The following is a 17,943-nucleotide window of genomic DNA, read 5'->3' as shown; positions in this document are numbered from 1 at the left end:
CCCGTGGCCGCGGAAAGAGACAGAGATGGCAGACGAAAAGACTAAGCCCGCCGAGGGTCGCGTTGCGCGCGTTGTGGGTCCCGTAGTTGACGTTGAGTTCCCCCCGGATGCGATCCCCCCGCTCTACAATGCGTTGCTCGTAGATCTCGATCTACGCGGCCAGGGCGAGGGCGAAGGGCTGACAACTCTAACCCTTGAAGTTGCCCAGCATCTGGGTGACAACATGGTGCGAACCATTGCACTGAAGCCAACTGATGGATTGGTGCGCGGGGCGCAGGTAACTAACACGGGTGGTCCAATCACAGTCCCGGTTGGTGAAGTGACCAAGGGCCACGTCTTCAATGTGACAGGCGAATGCCTGAACTTGGAGAAGGATGAGGTTCTCGACATCAAGGAGCGCTGGCCCATTCACAGGGACGCGCCCTCGTTTGACCAGCTTGAAGGTCAAGAGAAGATGTTTGAGACGGGGATCAAGGTCATCGATCTGCTTACTCCGTATGTGCAGGGTGGAAAGATCGGACTCTTTGGCGGTGCGGGCGTCGGCAAGACCGTCCTCATCCAAGAGATGATCCAACGAGTTGCACTGGACCATGGTGGTGTGTCTGTGTTCGCCGGGGTGGGTGAACGAACACGTGAGGGCAACGACCTCATCCACGAAATGGAAGAGGCCGGCGTCATGGATAAAACCGCGCTGGTCTTCGGCCAGATGGACGAACCGCCTGGGACGCGTCTACGTATCGCCCTCACAGGGCTGACGATCGCAGAGTACTTCCGCGATGTTCAGAACCAGGACGTGCTCCTCTTCATCGACAACATCTTCCGCTTCACTCAAGCGGGTTCTGAAGTTTCGACACTCTTGGGCCGTATGCCTTCAGCGGTCGGCTACCAGCCGAACCTTGCAGATGAGATGGGCATGTTGCAGGAGCGCATCACCTCTGCCGGTGGAAATTCGATCACCTCGCTGCAGGCAATCTATGTTCCTGCTGATGACTACACGGACCCGGCGCCTGCAACGACGTTTGCTCACCTTGATGCGACAACCGAGCTCTCACGTGAGATTGCTTCACGAGGCTTGTACCCCGCGGTTGATCCACTGACGTCAACGTCGCGACTGCTTGATCCGAAGCACGTTGGCCAGGAACACTACGATGTTGCAACCCGGGTGAAGTCGATCCTGCAGAAGAACAAGGAGTTGCAGGACATCATCGCAATCCTTGGTGTTGACGAACTGTCTGAAGAAGACAAGGTCACTGTTGCTAGGGCGCGGAGGATTCAGCAGTTCCTCTCACAAAACACATACATGGCGGAGAAGTTTACGGGCCTACCCGGCTCCACGGTTCCCCTCTCGGAGACGATCGAAGCGTTCAAGCGTATTGCTGACGGCTACTACGACCATGTTCCAGAGCAGGCTTTCTTCAACATCGGCGGCATCGAGGATATCGAACGTAGATGGAAGGAAATCCAGGACGGTGAGTGACGCTAAGCTTCATGTTGAAGTTGTCTCTCGGCTGGAACCCCTCTGGCAAGGGAATGCCTCATATGTGGCGGTCCCAGCGGTGGATGGGCGCTTGGGTATCCTCACGGGTCGCCAACCTCTTCTGACGGTATTAGAAGCCGGAGAGGTTGAGATCCAAGCGCAAGGGGGAGTGAAGGTGACTGTCTCAATCGACGGTGGCTTTGCATCCGTTGATTCAGACTATGTGACGATCGTCGCCCAGGGCGGAGAGATTTCTTCCAAGTAGTGTTGCAGAGTCACGAAACCGGAGGCGAGCATGAGTGCAGGGATGATTTTTCTTGCTGTCTCCGCCTTGATCCTCGTGGTTATCCTGGCGATGCTGACCTTCTTGGGACTGCGCGCAGCGATCCTCGTGGGTAGAAAAGCCTCATTTAGTACGTGGATCATTCGGCCGGGTGACGACCAATGGATTCGTGGTGTAGCGCTCTACGGACAAATCAATCTGGCTTGGTACCGTTTGGCCAGTCCGAGGACGACACCGGACCTGCTACTGCCACGGGCCTATCTTGAAGTGGTGGGGGGACCAGTCCCAACAGCGGACAATAGCTACATCATCGTCCGACTCCGCTCCCCTCAAGGTCTCTTCACCCTTGCGTTGGCGCAGGGAGACGCTGCCGGGCTGATCTCTTGGGTGAACTCCGCACCTCCCGGTCTCCGTGGATAGCCAGGGTTCCTAGGTTTCTTCTGAAAGGGGTACGCGTTGCGATTGGTCATAGCCGATTGCTCGGTGGACTACACGGGTCGGCTTGATGCCCATCTGCCGCGTGCAAGACGTCTGCTCATGCTCAAAGCAGACGGCTCCGTGTTGGTTCATTCCGATGGGGGTTCATACAAGCCACTGAACTGGATGACAGCTCCGTGTGTCCTTACGGAACGCGAACCGGATGAGGACGAGTCAGAGCTCGGTGTCGTGGCCGTGTGGACTGTGCAGCCAAAGAAGATGGATGGTGCCCTACTTATCCGCATCTACGAGAAGATCGCGGAAGTTGTCGAGGAGCTGGGGGAGGACCCCGGCCTGCGCAAGGATGGGGTAGAGGCCCACCTCCAAGAGCTCCTGGCAGAACAGGTTTCCACCATTCTCGGACCGGGGTGGCGCCTGCAACGTCGTGAGCACCCAACGCCGATTGGTCCTGTCGACCTAATGGTCTATGACCCGCAGGGGCATCCTGTCGCTATAGAGGTCAAGAGGCGCGGCGGCATCGACGGAGTCGAGCAATTGACCCGCTACTTGGATCTTCTGGGGCGGGAAGAGCGCTACAAGGAGATTCGAGGAATCTTTGCGGGTCAAGAACTAACTAATCAGGCCAAAGTTCTTGCCGCGGACCGTGGTATTGAGTGTCTAAGCTTGGACTATGCGGCAATGCGGGGAATGGATAACAGTCAGGACCGCCTGTTCTAGTCAGAGAGTTCCAAACAAAGGCCGAAGGAAAATGAGTGATATTCAGTTACTAACGGGTTCAGTCGTGCTACCTGATAAAACCATCACGAACGGTGCAGTAGTGATCGAAGGTGAGCTAATAGCCTGGGTCGGAAGCCAGGCGGATCTGCCGGACCGTTACGCGGATGCCTCGCGGCTAGACGCAGACGGGTACATTCTCCCGGGCCTCATCGATGTGCACTGCCATGGCGGTGGCGGGGCTTCGTTCCCTGATTCCCTGACTGTGGCTGATGTCGAACAGGCGGCTAATGAACACCTGAAATATGGGACAACTACTCTGGTTGCCTCACTTGTCACAGCAGCAATCCCGGTGCTTGAAGAGAGGGCAGGTCTGTTGGCTGACGCCGTTGAGGCGGGCATCATTGCAGGCATTCATTACGAGGGACCATTCCTCTCTGAGGCGCGCTGCGGAGCTCAGAACCCCGCGTTCCTAGTTCCGGCAACGCCGACCGACGCAACGAAGCTAGTAGAGGCGGGCCGCGGGTATGCCGTATCCATCACGCTGGCTCCCGAAAGATGTTTGGACGAGGACGGTCGCGAGGCGGTTCGCCTGCTGGTTGAGGGAGGGATCCTCCCATCATGGGGTCACTCGGACTGCACGGTTTCGCAAGCAAACGAAGCCGTCGAAATGGGTGTTGACCTGCTTGCAGAGAACAAGATCCGCGGAGGCAAGGCCACGGTGACGCACCTGTTTAACGGTATGCCTCCGATGCACCATCGCTCTCCGGGTCCAATTCCGGCATTGTTGTCGAGCGCTCAGGACGGCGAAATCATTGCTGAGATGATCTGCGATGGGGTGCACCTCGATCCACTGCTGGTCAATGAGGTGGCCCAGATCGTCGGGCGCGACAATGCCGTCTTCGTCACGGACTCTATGGCTGCAGCTGGAATGGCTGATGGCGACTACGTCCTCGGACCCAATGCAGTCACAGTTGCCGACGGAGTTGCCCGTCTGACCGAAGGTGGAAATCTCGCCGGAGGAACTTCGCACATCATGGACCAGGTTCGCATCGCCGTTGTCGACGGGGGTATACCGCTGGAAGATGCCGTGTACATGGCAAGCAAGCAGGGAGCTAAGGTCCTGGGTCTTGAGGATCGCGGTGAGATCAAAGTCGGTCTGCGGGCTGATATCCTCGTGGCATCTGATGACTTGCACCCGGTTCGGGTGTTCCGCAACGGCGCCAGCGTCGTAGCCCAGTAGGGTCGTGCCAAAGTCTCGCGGCTCGAAGCGCGCCCACAACGGGAGGGAACACCGCCCTCTCAATATGGACGCGCTGAGGGGCGTGCCCCGCAGTGAGAGCGGGCCGGGCGGAGATAGTTACCAAGTTCAGCATGTAGGAGGTGGCGATAAGACGTACATTTGCCCCGGCTGTCTGCAACAGATCCCTGCGGGGACAGAACATGTCGTGGCATGGCCAGAAGATTCGCGCTTTGGGCGCCCTGTGGGCGTGCAGGCACGCCGACACTGGCACTCTGAGTGCTGGAGGCGAAGGTTGCGTCCCGACTAGGCCGATGAAAAGGGCCTAGCTGTTACTAAAGAGGCGGCTGATTCCAATGTGGCGTATCTTTGGCGTAGTACAGATTGTGTCCTAGTGCTCGCCATCGAGCCCAATAGCTGGTTTATTCTGTACTAACGCAGTATTTGGGAGGGAACTGGCCGTGAGCAAGGCGAAAAGATATTCGGTGCCCATCGTGCTCGGCATCATTGCCGTAGCATTGCTGGCTGTTGGCGCTCTGGCACTAACGGTGTGGCGCCCAGCCCAGCAGGTTAGCGCAACGCACAACCCCACAGAGCCATTTGCCATGACCCGCGCGGGCGTCTTCCCCCTCTATGCGGACAGTGTCAGAATCAATGTTACTGCCGAGCCAGACCAAGATGTCTGGCTTGCAGTTGGCAGCCCGGAAGACATCACCGCCTGGTTGCAGGATGAACCCTATGAGGAAATTGTTGGTCTGCTTGATCTTCAAACCCTCAAGACAATTCCCCACGGGGTTGAGGCGAATCCACAATCTGGAGAAGCTCAATCAGGTCGCGGCGCGGAGAGTGTGGAAGAGCCACAGTCAGGCGCTCAGGCTGCCAGTCCCATTAGCTCTGACATGTGGGTCGCGGAAAACTATGGGCGTGGCTCTGTCAGTCTCACCCTAAGTGGGGACGACATGGGACTGTCAATCCTCGCTGCAACTGACGGAGTGGGCCCCGCGCCAACGTTGACATTGACTTGGCAGACACCGCAATCAAACCTGCTGGCCGTGGCATCATTCATTGGTGCAGCGATTGCGACGATCATGGCGCTGATTATCGCCGTGTCGCTTGCGGGGGCAGCTCGTCGCCGGGCGTCAAGGTCTGAGGCGCTGCGGACGCTGGATGAGAGAGCCAGCACCGATACCGCAGAGATTGCTACTCTTCCGGAACTCTCCACGACTGACCACGTCGAGTCCACGAATGCTATTTCGGTGGAGGCTACTGAGACGGCGGATCCCACGGAGGTGGTCGCAGAAGACGCGGCAGAAACCGTGGAGTCAATCGACCAAGAAGTTGATGACGTGACGCCCTCGCGCCCCGACGCAGACTCGGCTGGTGATGCAGACTTAGCCGGTGATGCAGACTCAGCCGGTGATGAGGAACTCAGCGTGGCCACGGATGATATGGAAGCCAAGGACAAGCCGTCCACCAAGGATGATCAACCGTCACGCCTTGAAGCGTCTCGTAGCGAAACGGTCACGACTGATTCGGGAATGATGAACCTTTCTGCGTTGCAGCAGGGTGGGGGCTCGTTCCCAACCCGTCGAGCATTACGCGACGCGCACCGGCGCGGAGTAAGCCGCCTGGTTGTCGGGGAGCGAGAGTTTACGACGACCGCCACACCCACCGAGGAAGACCCCACCCCGGATCGGGTGCTCCACGAGCGCAGCGTGCGACCCAATAAGTGGAGTGAGGCTATGGGTGACGTCGAGCAGTGATTTGCCGCCATCCTCGCCGCCCGAGCAGTCTGGAAACGGAGAAAGCCATGAAGCGGTCCACAACAGCACTACTATCTCTAGCCGCTAGTTCCGCGTTAGTTCTTGCCGGCTGTTCCCAGCCCGTGCTGGAGGTTGCCGACCCACAGTCGGCAACGCAATCAGGTGCGCAGTCAGGTGCGCAGTCAGGCACAACCAATTCGGATCTTTCTTTGACCTTGACGGAAGACCAAGTGAGGCGAATCGTTGCTGATATTCAGGCGGATTTGGACGCATCGGTTGAAGAGAACGATACGTCGATTCTCGAAGAACGAGTTGTTGACCCCGCGCTGACCTTGAGAAAAGGCCAGTTTGTCCGAGCTGAGAAGACAGACACGGAGATTCCTGCACTGACCATAAACCAAGAGGTCTTCTCCGCGACTGTTGGTGACTCATGGCCACGTGTTCTGCTAGTAGCCTCAAATGCTTCGGGAGACCAGCCCGCAGAGGTCTACTTCATCACCCAGCAGTCCGCTAGAGACCAGTACAAGCTGGAGAACTGGACGCGGCTAGTTGGGGGCACCTCCGTGCGTGGCGTCGGTATCCGTGACGGATCCAAGGTGTTGGAGGCCGATTCCGAGGGCCTAATTATGACCCCGCAGGAAACACTCACAACCTACGTTAACCATCTGAATAGTCCTGACAACGAAGAGTATGCCCTCTTTGACGACAACGTCTTTGCTCCCAGGTATGCCGAGGAACTTACTAAGGTCAACGAGGCGGTACAGGTGGCCGGCAGTGTTACGGCCTCGGCTGCTGTGGGGGACTATCCCATCGTGGGCGTCTCATTGGATACTGAACAGTCGTTGGTATCGGCGGCTTTCACATACTCGATGACGTACAGTCGCACGGTTCCGGGATCAACGCTGGAGATGGCGGGAACTCCTGCTGCTTATCTTGAGGACAAGAACGTTATCGGTTCTGTCAGCGTCAATTATCTAGTGTCAATCTTCTTCGTTGTCCCGCCACAAGGATCTGACGAGAAAGTCTCCGTCGTGGGTTCTGAGCGTGTCATCACGTCGGTTGACCGGGATGACACAGAGCCAGCAGGCTAGCCTCGGCTGGAGGGGAATTTGGTGGAAGCTGTGGAATCGAGCAATTTTGGTGGCGTAGACCTGTCACATATGGTTGCAGACCAAGTCGCTCCAGTAGCTGATGGGGGTCTTGAAGGCTCCGGGCTGGCGCAGAATGTTCCCGCGCCACTTGTCGTAGATGTTACAGAGGCGACCTTTGAAGAGCAGATGGCGCTCTCGCAAGAGGTGCCAGTGGTCCTCGCGCTGTATTCTCCACGATCCCTCGCTTCCAAACAATCCCTTGAGATCTTGGAGTCGCTGATACGTTCAGCAGACGGGTCCTTGCAGCTCGGACGGGTTGATGTTGAAGCTAGTCCGCAGCTTGCAGCCGCATTCCAGGCGCAGAGTGTCCCAGCAACATTTGCGATCATTGCAAGGCGCCCCATTCCCTTGTTCGAGGGCGTACCAACACCGGCAGAGGCGCAGCGCATCCTCACAGAGGTGCTCCAAGCGGCGCAGCAGCTGGGTGTGACCGGACGTCTCGAAGTTTCTGATGAAGACACGGAGATTCCAACACCTGAAGAGCACTTACCAGCCCGAGCTGCCGAAGAGGAAGGCGACTGGGACGGGGCGGTAAAAGCGTGGAAAAAGGTACTGGCAAACAACCCCGCAGACAAGGAAGCCAAAGTCGCCCTTGCTAGAGCGCGGTTTGAGCGTCGCTATGAAAAGGAACTAGCGGGCGGGGCAGCGATGACTGAGTCTCCCACAACATCTGCTGACGCTCACTTCGCGGCTGGTGATGAGCAAGGGGCATTTAACGTCCTACTTGATGCACTGATCTCAGCAGAAGATGAGAGCGACAAAGAGAAGTACCGTCGCGCCCTCGTCGGCTTGTTCCCAATAGCGAGTGACACCGCAGCAGTGAAGGCCGCGCGGAACAGACTTGCCACGCACCTCATGGTGTAGGCGGGGCACCTCTCGCCCCGACTACCCCTCCGCCACGTAAGGTTGCCGGGATCCCTTAGAGTTGCTCGTAATTCGCAAGAACGGGGGCAACCTTAGGGGATTACGGCAACCTTACGTGCAGATGAAGACGATTGATGTGGCTTAAGGGGCTTTTGCAGAAGATGCTGTGGGTATTCCTCTCGCCTCTACGACCGGTCACCGCTGCCGTCACTACCCACCCCCTCCCCGCGAGATCGAATAGTATCGACATATTACACTGTTATTGGACCCGAAGCTGTCGATACTATTCGATCTCGCGGTTTGAGATGGGGGTGGGGGGACCCGCCGTAGCGAATCCCCCCACCGTAAGTGCTCTCTGCCCTAGCTCCTCACAAGGCTACTTCTTGACGGGCCGAAGGAACGTTGCAGCCAACGGCGGAACAGACAGCGACAACGAATGATCACGATTGTTCCAGTGCAGCTCCTCCGAATGTAGGACGCTGGGGTTCGTCACCCCTGATCCTCCGTAGGCCAGGTCATCAGAGTTGAGAACCTCTTCCCAATCACCACCGAATGGTAGACCGACCCGGTAGTGCTCGTGCGGGTTACCAGCAAAGTTGATGATGCAGAGCAGATGCTCCATCTCTCCATCTTCGTTGCGTCCCTGGCGCACATAAGAGACCACGTTGTGGTCCGCATCCCCCGCATCGATCCACTCAAAGCCGGTGTAGTCGTCATCCCACATGGCAGGCGACGAGCGGTAGATATGGTTCAAATCCCTGACAAGGCGCGCGACCCCCTGATGTTCCGGGTTATCGAGGAGCCACCAGTCGAGGCTATACGACTCGCTCCACTCGCCCTCCTGCGCGAACTCTTGGCCCATGAACAAGAGCTGTTTGCCGGGGTGTGACCACTGGTATGCGTACAGCGCCCTGGTGTTTGCGAGTTTCTGCCACTTGTCGCCGGGCATCTTTGCGATTATCGAGCCCTTGCCGTGGACGACCTCATCATGAGACAGAGGCAAAATGAAGTTCTCCGAGAATGCATAGACAAGTGAGAAGGTCAGCTCACCATGGTGCCAGCGACGGTTAACCGGATCTTCTGCCATGTAGCGCAGAGTGTCGTTCATCCACCCCATGTTCCACTTCAGGCCATAGCCGAGGCCCCCGCCAGAAGTTGGCGCCGTAACACCGGGCCAGGCAGTCGATTCTTCGGCAATCATGATGACACCCGGGTAGCGGCGGTAGACAGTGGCGTTGGTTTCCTGGATGAACTGGATGGCCTCAAGATTTTCTCGCCCACCGAACTGGTTGGGGCGCCACTGACCCTCTTCACGCGAGTAGTCCAAGTAGAGCATCGATGCGACGGCATCCACACGTAGGCCATCAACATGGAACTCTTCAAACCAGTAGTTCGCGTTTGCGACTAGGAAGTTACGGACCTCATTGCGACCGAAGTTGAAGACGTAGGTTCCCCAGTCTGGCTGTTCGCCGCGCATCGGGTCCCCGTCCTCGTACAGAGGGGTGCCATCAAAACGGGCAAGCGCCCAAGCGTCCTTTGGAAAGTGTGCGGGAACCCAGTCCAGAATTACCCCGATACCGGCCTGGTGGAGCTGATCGACCAGGTAGCGGAAGTCATCAGGATAGCCAAAACGTGCAGTTGGGGCATAGTAGGAGGTGACTTGGTAGCCCCACGAGCCACCGAATGGGTGCTCCATGACAGGCATGAACTCTACGTGGGTGTAACCCATCTCCAGCAGGTAGGGGACCATCTCATCAGCGAGGTCGCGGTAGGAAAGACCCTGCTTCCAGGACCCAATGTGGCATTCGTAGATCGAAATCGGTCCTTCATGAACATTGGTCTCAGCGCGTTTGGTGAGCCACTCTTCGTCTTCCCATTCGTACTCAGAGTGCGTTACCACCGAGGCCGTAGCAGGGGGGACTTCCGTAGCATTCGCGAGAGGGTCTGCCTTTTGGAACCAGTTGCCTTCCGGTCCCTGGATCTCAAACTTGTATCGAGCGCCGATCTGTACGTCCGGGATGAAAAGCTCCCAGATGCCGGAGGACCCCAGGGAGCGCATCGAGGACCCCGAACCATCCCAGTAGTTGAAGTCGCCAACGACCCTCACTGCGCGCGCATTTGGTGCCCAAACTGCAAATGCGACTCCATCGACGTCACCCATGGATCCAGAGAGGTGCTTGCGGTGGGCTCCGAGGGTACGCCACAGCTCTTCCAATCGGCCTTCGGAGAACAGGTGTTGATCCAGTTCGCCAACAAATGGAAGGAAGCGGTAGGGGTCGTCCACCACGGTGGTGGTATCGCCGTAGCGAATACGGAGACGATAGTCAGGAACGGTATCGCCAGGAAGAACAGCAACCCACACGCCGTTGTGTTCGTGGCTTGCCGGGTACTCGGCGTCAGCGGTCACTACGGTCACCTCATCAGCGAGGTGACGAACGGTGCGGACAGTCACGATCCCATCTTCGGGGTGACCGCCTAGCACAGAGTGAGGCGAGTGGTACTCACCTCGAGCGACCGAATCCAGGACTTCGGGGGATATGGAAACAGGCTGATTAGTCATAGCTTCAAGTCTCTCACTTTGGATTGTTCACCGTGCAGATTCGCAAGCACTTCCAGGGCGGCTAGCGGGACCCTTAGGTAGTCGGGACGATACTTGGCCTCATACTCGACCTCGTAGAGCGCCTTCTCAATTTCTAAGACGCCGAGAATCATCAAGTCGGCGTCAGTAAGTGCGCTCTCTGAGCTGTAGCCCCTAAGAAACGCATCGCGAGCATTCTTTGTCCACATCGTCGTATCGGGTCCATCGTTGGCCCGTTGCCACGCGTAGTCAAAGGATCTCAACATCCCCGCAATGTCCCGAAGCGGTGTGTCCGGAGCGGAACGCTGCGCGATATCGGCCAGTGGTTCCCCTTCAAAGTCGAGGACGTACCAGGAACCATCCGGTGATCTGAGGGTCTGGCCCAAATGGAGGTCGCCATGGATTTGTTGGGTCTCGATCGAGGTGATCAATCCCCCCATATTGTCGGCGAGTACTTGTGTGAGTCGCTTCCTAAGATCCGCATGCGGCCAGCTCATGTCATCTAGGCTCGCGCGCTTGAGGCCGCCTTCCACCCTCTCCGCCAAGTCTGCAGGAAGAAAGGGGGTCCCGGAGCCGAGGGCGCTCCGCAAGCCGCCGTGCATCTGTGCGGTTAGGATACCGAGGGCGGTGGCTTCACGGCTCGGATCCTCACCCTTGGTCGCCAAGTCCACAAACAGGTCAAACCCGTCCGTCGCACCCGTGATCATTTGTGACACAACCGCTGAGCAATAGGGGAATCCCCCGAGGTCATCTGGTAGTGGCGGAAGGTCCCACGTGGCATAGAGCTTTGGGACGCCGGACCATCCCGTCTCCGTGAGCGCGGTAGGAAGCTCCACCTCGGGATGAACGCCGGGTTGAAGGACTCGGAACACCTTGGCTATCAGGCGAGTTGCCCCGCCTGTGAGGATCACAGAGCTGTTGGATTGCTCCATGCCCAATGGTCTTACGTTCGCGGCCGACTGGGCTAGTTCCGCCCTCGTGCCCGCTAGGACCGAGGCGACGTGCACCCATGCCTTCCAGAACAAGGGTTCTACAGTCCCGTCCCAGAGGGACCCGTCCTCGGTGGTTGCGACAAGGGTAGCCGAGGACGGGTTCGCGCTTTCTGCTGCTGCCACCAAGGGGACTTGCAGGAGGGGTCCGTTCTCATCAAGACGCGCCACGAGGAGCAGCGCATGCGCATTCTCTTCGCCTTTAGAAGGCAATCGCCACAGGACAACCGGGTGCAGATCTTGGTATCCGGTCGGACACCAACGCTGCTGCAGTATCCACGGGGAGACAGCGCTGGTGACCTTCGCGGTGAAGTCAGGATCCAGCGCTTCAACTTCATTGTTGTTTGCCATGCGTGAACCTATTCTAGAGTGCTGATGGCACGCACAGAAAAGACGTGCCCAGTACGCGTCCACGGAGACAGTCGAACGTAGTTCTCCCGGCCCCACTGATAGGTTGCCCCGTCGAGTTCATCAACCAGTTCCAGTGCCACAGGTGCGCCTCTGTCCTCATGGCCGTCCATCGCGCCAAGGCGGGTCCTTGTTTCCGGCTCCAGCAGGGCATCTCTGTCAATGTAGATCGTTGATTCGACCTCGTTGTGGGGATCCAAACTCACCACAACGATCACGGTGTCGTCTTTGCCAGTCGGGGAGAAACGGGCGGGGACGTGCTTTGAATAGCAGAGGACGTTCTCATTAGTGGTGTGGTGGAACGTGATTTGGTGCAGCTGCTGCAAGGCCGGGTGGCTCGCACGCGCAGAGTTCAACTGCTTCAGAAGGCCAGTGATCCCGGCCTGCTCAATGGCGTCCCAAGGGCGGACACGATACTCATACTTCTCATTGTCGATCTGCTCTTCAAAGCCAGGCCGCTGCACATTCTCAACCAGTTCATAGCCCGAGTAGATTCCCCAGGTCGGTGAGCCGGTAGCAGCCAGAATTGCCCGAATCGCAAAGATTGAGGTGCCGCCGGTGGTCATCTGGTTCGTGAGGATATCGTGAGTGGTAGGCCAGAACGCGGGTCGCATAACATACGCGGTGTCTTTCGCGACCTCCTCGAAGTAATCGATTAGCTCCTGCTTTGACTCCCGCCAGGTGAAGTACGTGTAGGACTGCTGGAACCCCACCATTCCCAGGGTTCTCATCATCGCGGGACGCGTGAAGGCCTCCGCTAGGAAGAGGACGTCGGGGTGCGTTCTGTGCATGTAGTTGAGGAAGCGCTGCCAGAACGGGATCGGCTTGGTATGGGGATTATCGACGCGGAATATCCGCACACCGTGGCTGATCCACACTTCCACTACGTCGACAATGGCCTGATAGATGCCCTCAGGATCATTGTCGAAGTTGAGAGGGTAGATGTCCTGATACTTCTTAGGTGGGTTCTCAGCGTAGGCAATGGTGCCGTCGGCGCGGGTGGTGAACCATTCGGGGTGCTCCGTGACCCAGGGATGATCAGGCGACGCCTGCAACGCTAGGTCGAGGGCGACTTCCATGCCCTGCTTTGCGGCCTCTTTTACCAGCCTGTCGAAATCTTTGAACGTCCCCAAGTCCGCGTGAAGGGCATCATGGCCTCCATCTGGCGAACCAATCCCATATGGCGATCCCGGGTCTCCCGGGTGAGCATCCAGGGCATTGTTACGACCCTTGCGGAACGTGGTGCCGATGGGGTGGACTGGGGTGAGGTAGAGGACTGTGAAGCCCATGGAGGCGATGTTCTTGACGCTTGCGGTTAGCGCATTGAGCGTTCCTGACTTCCAGGTTCCGTCCTCGGCTTGAACTGCGCCGAAGGAGCGAGGGAACACTTCGTACCAGGATCCGTACAGTGCGGCCCTACGATCAACACGCAGTGGGTACTTCACGGTGCATTCGATGAAGTCTCGCAGCGGGTAAGCCGCCATTGCTGCCTCGAGTCGGGATGAGACTGCAGCGGCGAACCGTGTCGTCGGGGAGATCGAAGTATCGCGAAGTGTTTCGATTGCCAAGAGCATCTGCTTTCCAGCGTCGCTATCCGGCTTGACCTTGCGGTAGGCGGGAACACTTGGGGGACGCTGGGCCCTCCGGTAGTCTCCGCGAACCGCCCGCTCCAGCACGCGCGCGCCCTCTTCGCACATGAGATCCGCATCAACACCGGCCCGGATCTTTATCGATGCATCGTGCTTCCAAGTTGCCCACGGATCAGACCACGTGTCAATCCTGAACGACCAGTCTCCAGGAGCGTCGGGCATAACCCACGCTTCAAGACAATCAACTCCCGGAGCAATCAGGTACATGCGGGTACGAGAGTATTCTTTGCGGTCCGGAGTTACGAGGACGACCTCGGCACCGAACTGGTCGTGGCCCTCCCTAAAGACAGTTGCGCGGACAGGGAATGCTTCACCTTCGGTTGCTTTTGCGGGGAGGGTCGCATCGGCAACTACCGGAAAGACTTCGATGGCAGGTATACGGCTGAGAAGGCGCGGATCATTCGTGTTCACACACACAGCTTACCGAGTGTGGGGCAATGACCAGACCAAGTTCATGAATGACGTTATGGCCTTGAGATCCGTTGCGCCCGAAGAATCTTTCACAGGCGGGCAAGAAAGTGTGTTGTGTGACATAAGCTTGCCCTGTGAAAGCTATACGTAGATTTACAGTCCGCACGGTTCTTCCGCCGGAACTGAGTATCCTTGACGGCCTGGCACGGAACCTGCGATGGTGCTGGCACTATCCGACCGTTGAGTTTTTCGCCTCTCTGGCGCCTGATGCATGGGAGAGAGTGAACCACGATCCGGTGGCACTCCTCGGGGAGATCACGCCGGAGCGTTTCCAACAGTTGGCGGCAGATGCCGGCGTGGTCTTGGAAGCACAGCAGCTCGACGAGGAGCTGCGCGAGTACATGACCGCAGCCAAGTGGTACCAAGAGGCATTCGATAATGAGGACAAGCCGGAGGCGATAGCGTACTTTTCCGCGGAGTTCGGGCTCACGGAGGTTATGCCCCAGTACTCGGGCGGCCTGGGTATCCTCGCAGGTGACCACCTCAAATCGGCCTCGGACCTGGGTGTACCAATCATCGGTGTGGGATTGCTCTACGGTGCCGGATATTTCAGGCAGTCTCTGACAAGGGACGGATGGCAGAGGGAAACCTACCCTCTACTTGACCCCAACAATCTCCCACTGACACTGCTTAGGGAAGCAGATGGGACGCCGACGCTGGTGTCACTGCCTCTTCCTGGAGGACGAGTTCTCAATGCTCAGGTGTGGATCGCCGATGTGGGCCGCGTACCACTACTCCTCCTGGATTCCAACATTCCCAAGAATGATGAGATCTCACGTCAAGTAACCGATCGTCTCTACGGGGGGTCAGCGGAGCATCGCCTTGAACAAGAGCTGCTCCTCGGTATGGGTGGGATCAGGGCGCTGCGAGCATTCGAACGGATAACGGGTTCTGCGCGCCCCCAGGTGTATCACTGCAATGAAGGGCACGCCGGGTTCCTCTCGGTGGAGCGGCTGCGGGAGATCCTGGAGACGGACTCAACTATGGACTTTGAGTCCGCAGTTGAAGCGGTCCGCTCTGGCACGCTGTTCACGACGCACACCCCTGTCCCAGCAGGTATCGATCGATTTGATAAGAATGTTGTGCGCCCGTACCTAGCAGCGATGCCGCTGCCTGGAGTAGAGGTGGAAGATGTTCTGACGTTGGGTAAGGAGTCGTACGAGGGCGGAAACCCACACGTTTTCAACATGGCTGTTCTCGGTCTCCGCATGGCCCGCATGGCCAATGGCGTGGCGCAACTCCATGGCCAGGTCTCCCGTGGAATGTTCCAGCAGCTGTGGCCAGGTTTCGATGTGGCCGACGTGCCGATCACTTCCATAACAAACGGGGTGCACGGCCCAACCTGGCGCGATCCTCGGTTCCAATCGATGGCTCTGGAGTACATGACACCGTCGCAAGACGCAGACGGAGAGTTCTGGCTACGAACACGTGAGCAGGGAGGCGTGCCATCCGGAGTCATCTGGGAGAAGCGTCGTGAGTTGCGGGTCAACCTCGTGGAAGCTGCGCGCGAACGAATGAAGGAGTCCTGGCTGGAGCGTGGAGCATCACCGGCTGAGATCGGGTGGGCTGACACGATCCTAGATCCTGATGTTCTGACAATCGGGTTTGCGCGCCGAGTGCCAACATACAAGCGCCTGACGTTGATGCTGTCGGACCCTGAGAGGCTTGTTCGTCTGCTGACAGATCCGGACAGGCCCATACAGCTGGTTATTGCTGGAAAGTCGCACCCTGATGATGAACAGGGTGTCTCTCTGATCCAACGTCTGGTGCAGTTTTCGGACGACCCAAGAGTGCGTGACCGGATTGCGTTCCTCCCCAACTACGACATGGGTTTGGCTCACGTACTTGTCCCAGGCTGCGATGTCTGGCTCAACAACCCGTTGCGACCGCTCGAGGCGTCCGGCACATCAGGGATGAAGTGTGCTCTCAATGGAGCGCTGAACCTGTCGATTCTCGATGGTTGGTGGGATGAGATGTACGACGGGTCCAATGGGTGGGCGATACCAACCGCGGATGGAGTGGATGACCCCGCGCGTCGTGACCAGATCGAAGCAGCCGCCCTCTACGACCTCATAGAAAACACGATTGCCCCCAGATTCTATGAGAGAGACGACCAGGGAACACCGCGCCGCTGGGTTGAAATGATTCGCCATACACTGGCGACTTTGGGGCCGAAGGTCCAGGCGACGCGGATGGTGCAGGACTACGTGCAGCAGCTTTACACGCCTATTGCTGCCGCCTCGCGGATGCTGGATGTTTCACCGTATAAGAACGCACGTGAGCTGGCTGCATGGAAGAAGAGGGTTCGGGCCGCTTGGCCCAAAGTGCACGTGGAGTATGTGGAGGCCAAACTCCCCGACGTGGTGCAGTTGGGTGACAACGTCGAGGTCGCTACGCGGGTTGCTCTTGGCGGGCTCTCCCCAAGCGACGTTCAGGTGCAAATGGTTCTTGGCAGGGTAGGGGGTGACGATTCTATAGTGAGTGGCCAGATTATTGAGCTCACCCCAGTCAATGGCGGTGAGAACGATGCCTACAGGTTTGCCGCCACCGAGAAGCTGGCAGTTTCAGGTGCGGTTGGGTTTGCCGTGAGGGTTGTTCCTCACAGCAAACTTACGGCCTCGGATGCAGAGCTTGGATTGGTTGCAAACGCCGAATCCACCGTGGTCGCGGCGCACACCACCACGAGCTTCGGTCAGTAGACCATCCCCATGGCTTCACGTGCCTGAAGCAGGGTCGCGTTGGCTGTTTCATTTGCCTGCGTGATTCCTGCTTCGAGAACGGACAGGAGATAGCCCGGATCAGCTTCCAGCTCCGCACGCCGTGCGCGTAGCGGGGCAAGGTGGTCATTGATTGCTTCCGTGACCGTAGCCTTCAGTACGCCGCCTCCACCGTCACCGATTCGCTGGGCGATTGCTTCGGGTTCTTCATCAGAAGCCATGGATGCCAGCAAAAGGAGGTTTGAAACCTCGGGTCGTGCAATGGGGTCGTACGTGATTACCCGATTTGAGTCAGTCTTTGCCTTCTTGAGGATCTTGGCGGTCTCATCGGCGCTCATCCCCAGCTCAATGGTGTTCCCACGTGACTTGCTCATCTTCGTGCCGTCGGTTCCAAGAATGGCTGGAGCCTTCGAGAGAAGTGCATCGGGGCGGCGGAAAACCGGGTTGCCGGCACTGTCGCGGCCATAGCGACGATCAAAGCGGCTTGCGATCTGGCGGGTTAGTTCGATGTGGGGCAACTGATCCTGCCCAACTGGGACCAGGTTCGCTTTGCAGAAGAGGATGTCAGCCGCCTGGTGGACGGGATAGGTGAGGAGCAACCCTGACATCGCTCGCCCTCCGGTGGCCTGAAGCTCCGCTTTGACGGTGGGGTTCCGGTGCAGTTCCGACTCTGTTACCAGGGAGAGAAATGGAATCATCAGTTGGTTGAGGGCCGGAACCGCAGAGTGTGCGAAGATCGTCGATTTCTCGGGGTCGATTCCAGCAGCCAGGTAGTCTGCCATCAAGCCGAGGACGCGTTCCCGGATTGGTCCGACGCCGTCACGGTCCGTAATCACCTGGTAGTCGGCAATCAGGATCCACGTCTCGACGCCGCGATTTTGCAGCTCAACGCGCCCCTTCAGTGTCCCGAAGTAGTGGCCAAGGTGCAGTTTTCCCGTGGGTCGGTCACCTGTAAGAACGCGAAATCGCCTTGGGTCGAGGTCGATTTCCCGCTCAATCTCCTTAGAACGCTCAACTGCTTTGCGAACAGAGGCGGTGCTGACCTGACTGTCGCCCTCCGGGATAGCGATTTCTTGCTCCTGTGTATTTGACATGGCCACGATTCTATCTTGGCTCGCGCATACTCAAAGCTGCGAAGCCCTCAAGGAGGGCGAACCCTCGCTAGACTAAACAGGCGTCAATGGCGCGAATGAACAACAGT

14 protein-coding genes are annotated in these 17,943 nt (G+C 58.0%); 10 read left to right on the top strand and 4 right to left on the bottom strand.

Features of this window, described 5'->3' with window-relative positions:
- Positions 1-25 precede the first annotated feature (25 nt).
- The 9 genes from atpD (at position 26) to IDL90_RS09185 (ending at position 7,930) form a co-directional block, all read left to right on the top strand.
- Entirely contained in the window at positions 26-1,477 is a 1,452-nt protein-coding gene (gene atpD / locus IDL90_RS09220) for a F0F1 ATP synthase subunit beta (protein ID WP_182142001.1), read from the top strand.
- Entirely contained in the window at positions 1,470-1,742 is a 273-nt protein-coding gene (locus tag IDL90_RS09215; RefSeq protein WP_182142002.1) for a F0F1 ATP synthase subunit epsilon, read from the top strand. The genes atpD and IDL90_RS09215 overlap by 8 nt, the downstream gene beginning before the upstream one ends.
- Positions 1,743-1,772: 30 nt before the next feature.
- Complete coding sequence (locus IDL90_RS09210; RefSeq protein ID WP_182142003.1) at positions 1,773-2,180, top strand: DUF2550 family protein; 408 nt, start codon at positions 1,773-1,775, stop codon at positions 2,178-2,180.
- Positions 2,181-2,216: 36 nt separating this feature from the next.
- Entirely contained in the window at positions 2,217-2,915 is a 699-nt protein-coding gene (gene nucS, locus IDL90_RS09205) for an endonuclease NucS (protein WP_187994988.1), read from the top strand.
- Positions 2,916-2,946: 31 nt separating this feature from the next.
- Positions 2,947-4,155, top strand: a complete 1,209-nt coding sequence (locus tag IDL90_RS09200) for an N-acetylglucosamine-6-phosphate deacetylase (RefSeq protein ID WP_182142005.1) — start codon at positions 2,947-2,949, stop codon at positions 4,153-4,155.
- Between the two features lie 64 nt (positions 4,156-4,219).
- Positions 4,220-4,462: a hypothetical protein gene (locus IDL90_RS11555; RefSeq protein WP_259349598.1), complete on the top strand. Its 243-nt coding sequence runs from the start codon at positions 4,220-4,222 to the stop codon at positions 4,460-4,462.
- Between the two features lie 151 nt (positions 4,463-4,613).
- Complete coding sequence (locus IDL90_RS09195; protein ID WP_182142006.1) at positions 4,614-5,915, top strand: hypothetical protein; 1,302 nt, start codon at positions 4,614-4,616, stop codon at positions 5,913-5,915.
- Between the two features lie 47 nt (positions 5,916-5,962).
- Positions 5,963-7,006: a hypothetical protein gene (locus IDL90_RS09190; protein ID WP_182142007.1), complete on the top strand. Its 1,044-nt coding sequence runs from the start codon at positions 5,963-5,965 to the stop codon at positions 7,004-7,006.
- A gap of 30 nt (positions 7,007-7,036) precedes the next feature.
- Complete coding sequence (locus IDL90_RS09185; protein WP_182142008.1) at positions 7,037-7,930, top strand: co-chaperone YbbN; 894 nt, start codon at positions 7,037-7,039, stop codon at positions 7,928-7,930.
- 376 nt (positions 7,931-8,306) lie between these two features.
- On the opposite strand, the gene glgB is transcribed toward IDL90_RS09185, so the two are convergent.
- The 3 genes from glgB to IDL90_RS09170 are packed head-to-tail and all read right to left on the bottom strand — an operon-like array spanning position 8,307 to position 13,965.
- A complete protein-coding gene (glgB, locus tag IDL90_RS09180) occupies positions 8,307-10,490 on the bottom strand; it encodes a 1,4-alpha-glucan branching protein GlgB (RefSeq protein WP_182142009.1) in 2,184 nt (727 codons plus the stop codon).
- Positions 10,487-11,848 (bottom strand): phosphotransferase, encoded by a 1,362-nt coding sequence (locus tag IDL90_RS09175; RefSeq protein WP_182142010.1) that lies wholly within the window; start codon positions 11,846-11,848, stop codon positions 10,487-10,489. Before IDL90_RS09175 ends, glgB begins: the two co-directional genes overlap by 4 nt.
- An 8-nt stretch (positions 11,849-11,856) precedes the next feature.
- Entirely contained in the window at positions 11,857-13,965 is a 2,109-nt protein-coding gene (locus IDL90_RS09170) for a maltotransferase domain-containing protein (protein ID WP_187994989.1), read from the bottom strand.
- A 134-nt stretch (positions 13,966-14,099) separates the two neighbouring features.
- Here IDL90_RS09170 and glgP point away from each other — a divergent pair, with 134 nt between their 5' ends.
- Complete coding sequence (gene glgP, locus IDL90_RS09165) at positions 14,100-16,724, top strand: alpha-glucan family phosphorylase (protein ID WP_187994990.1); 2,625 nt, start codon at positions 14,100-14,102, stop codon at positions 16,722-16,724.
- Here the strand turns inward: glgP and trpS are convergent.
- Positions 16,718-17,836, bottom strand: a complete 1,119-nt coding sequence (gene trpS, locus IDL90_RS09160) for a tryptophan--tRNA ligase (RefSeq protein WP_187994991.1) — start codon at positions 17,834-17,836, stop codon at positions 16,718-16,720. The genes glgP and trpS overlap by 7 nt on opposite strands.
- Positions 17,837-17,943 lie beyond the last annotated feature (107 nt).

The sequence above is a fragment of the Schaalia sp. JY-X159 genome (genome assembly GCF_014525425.1).
Lineage (GTDB): Bacteria > Actinomycetota > Actinomycetes > Actinomycetales > Actinomycetaceae > Scrofimicrobium.
This window is presented reverse-complemented; position numbering and strand designations above follow the sequence as displayed.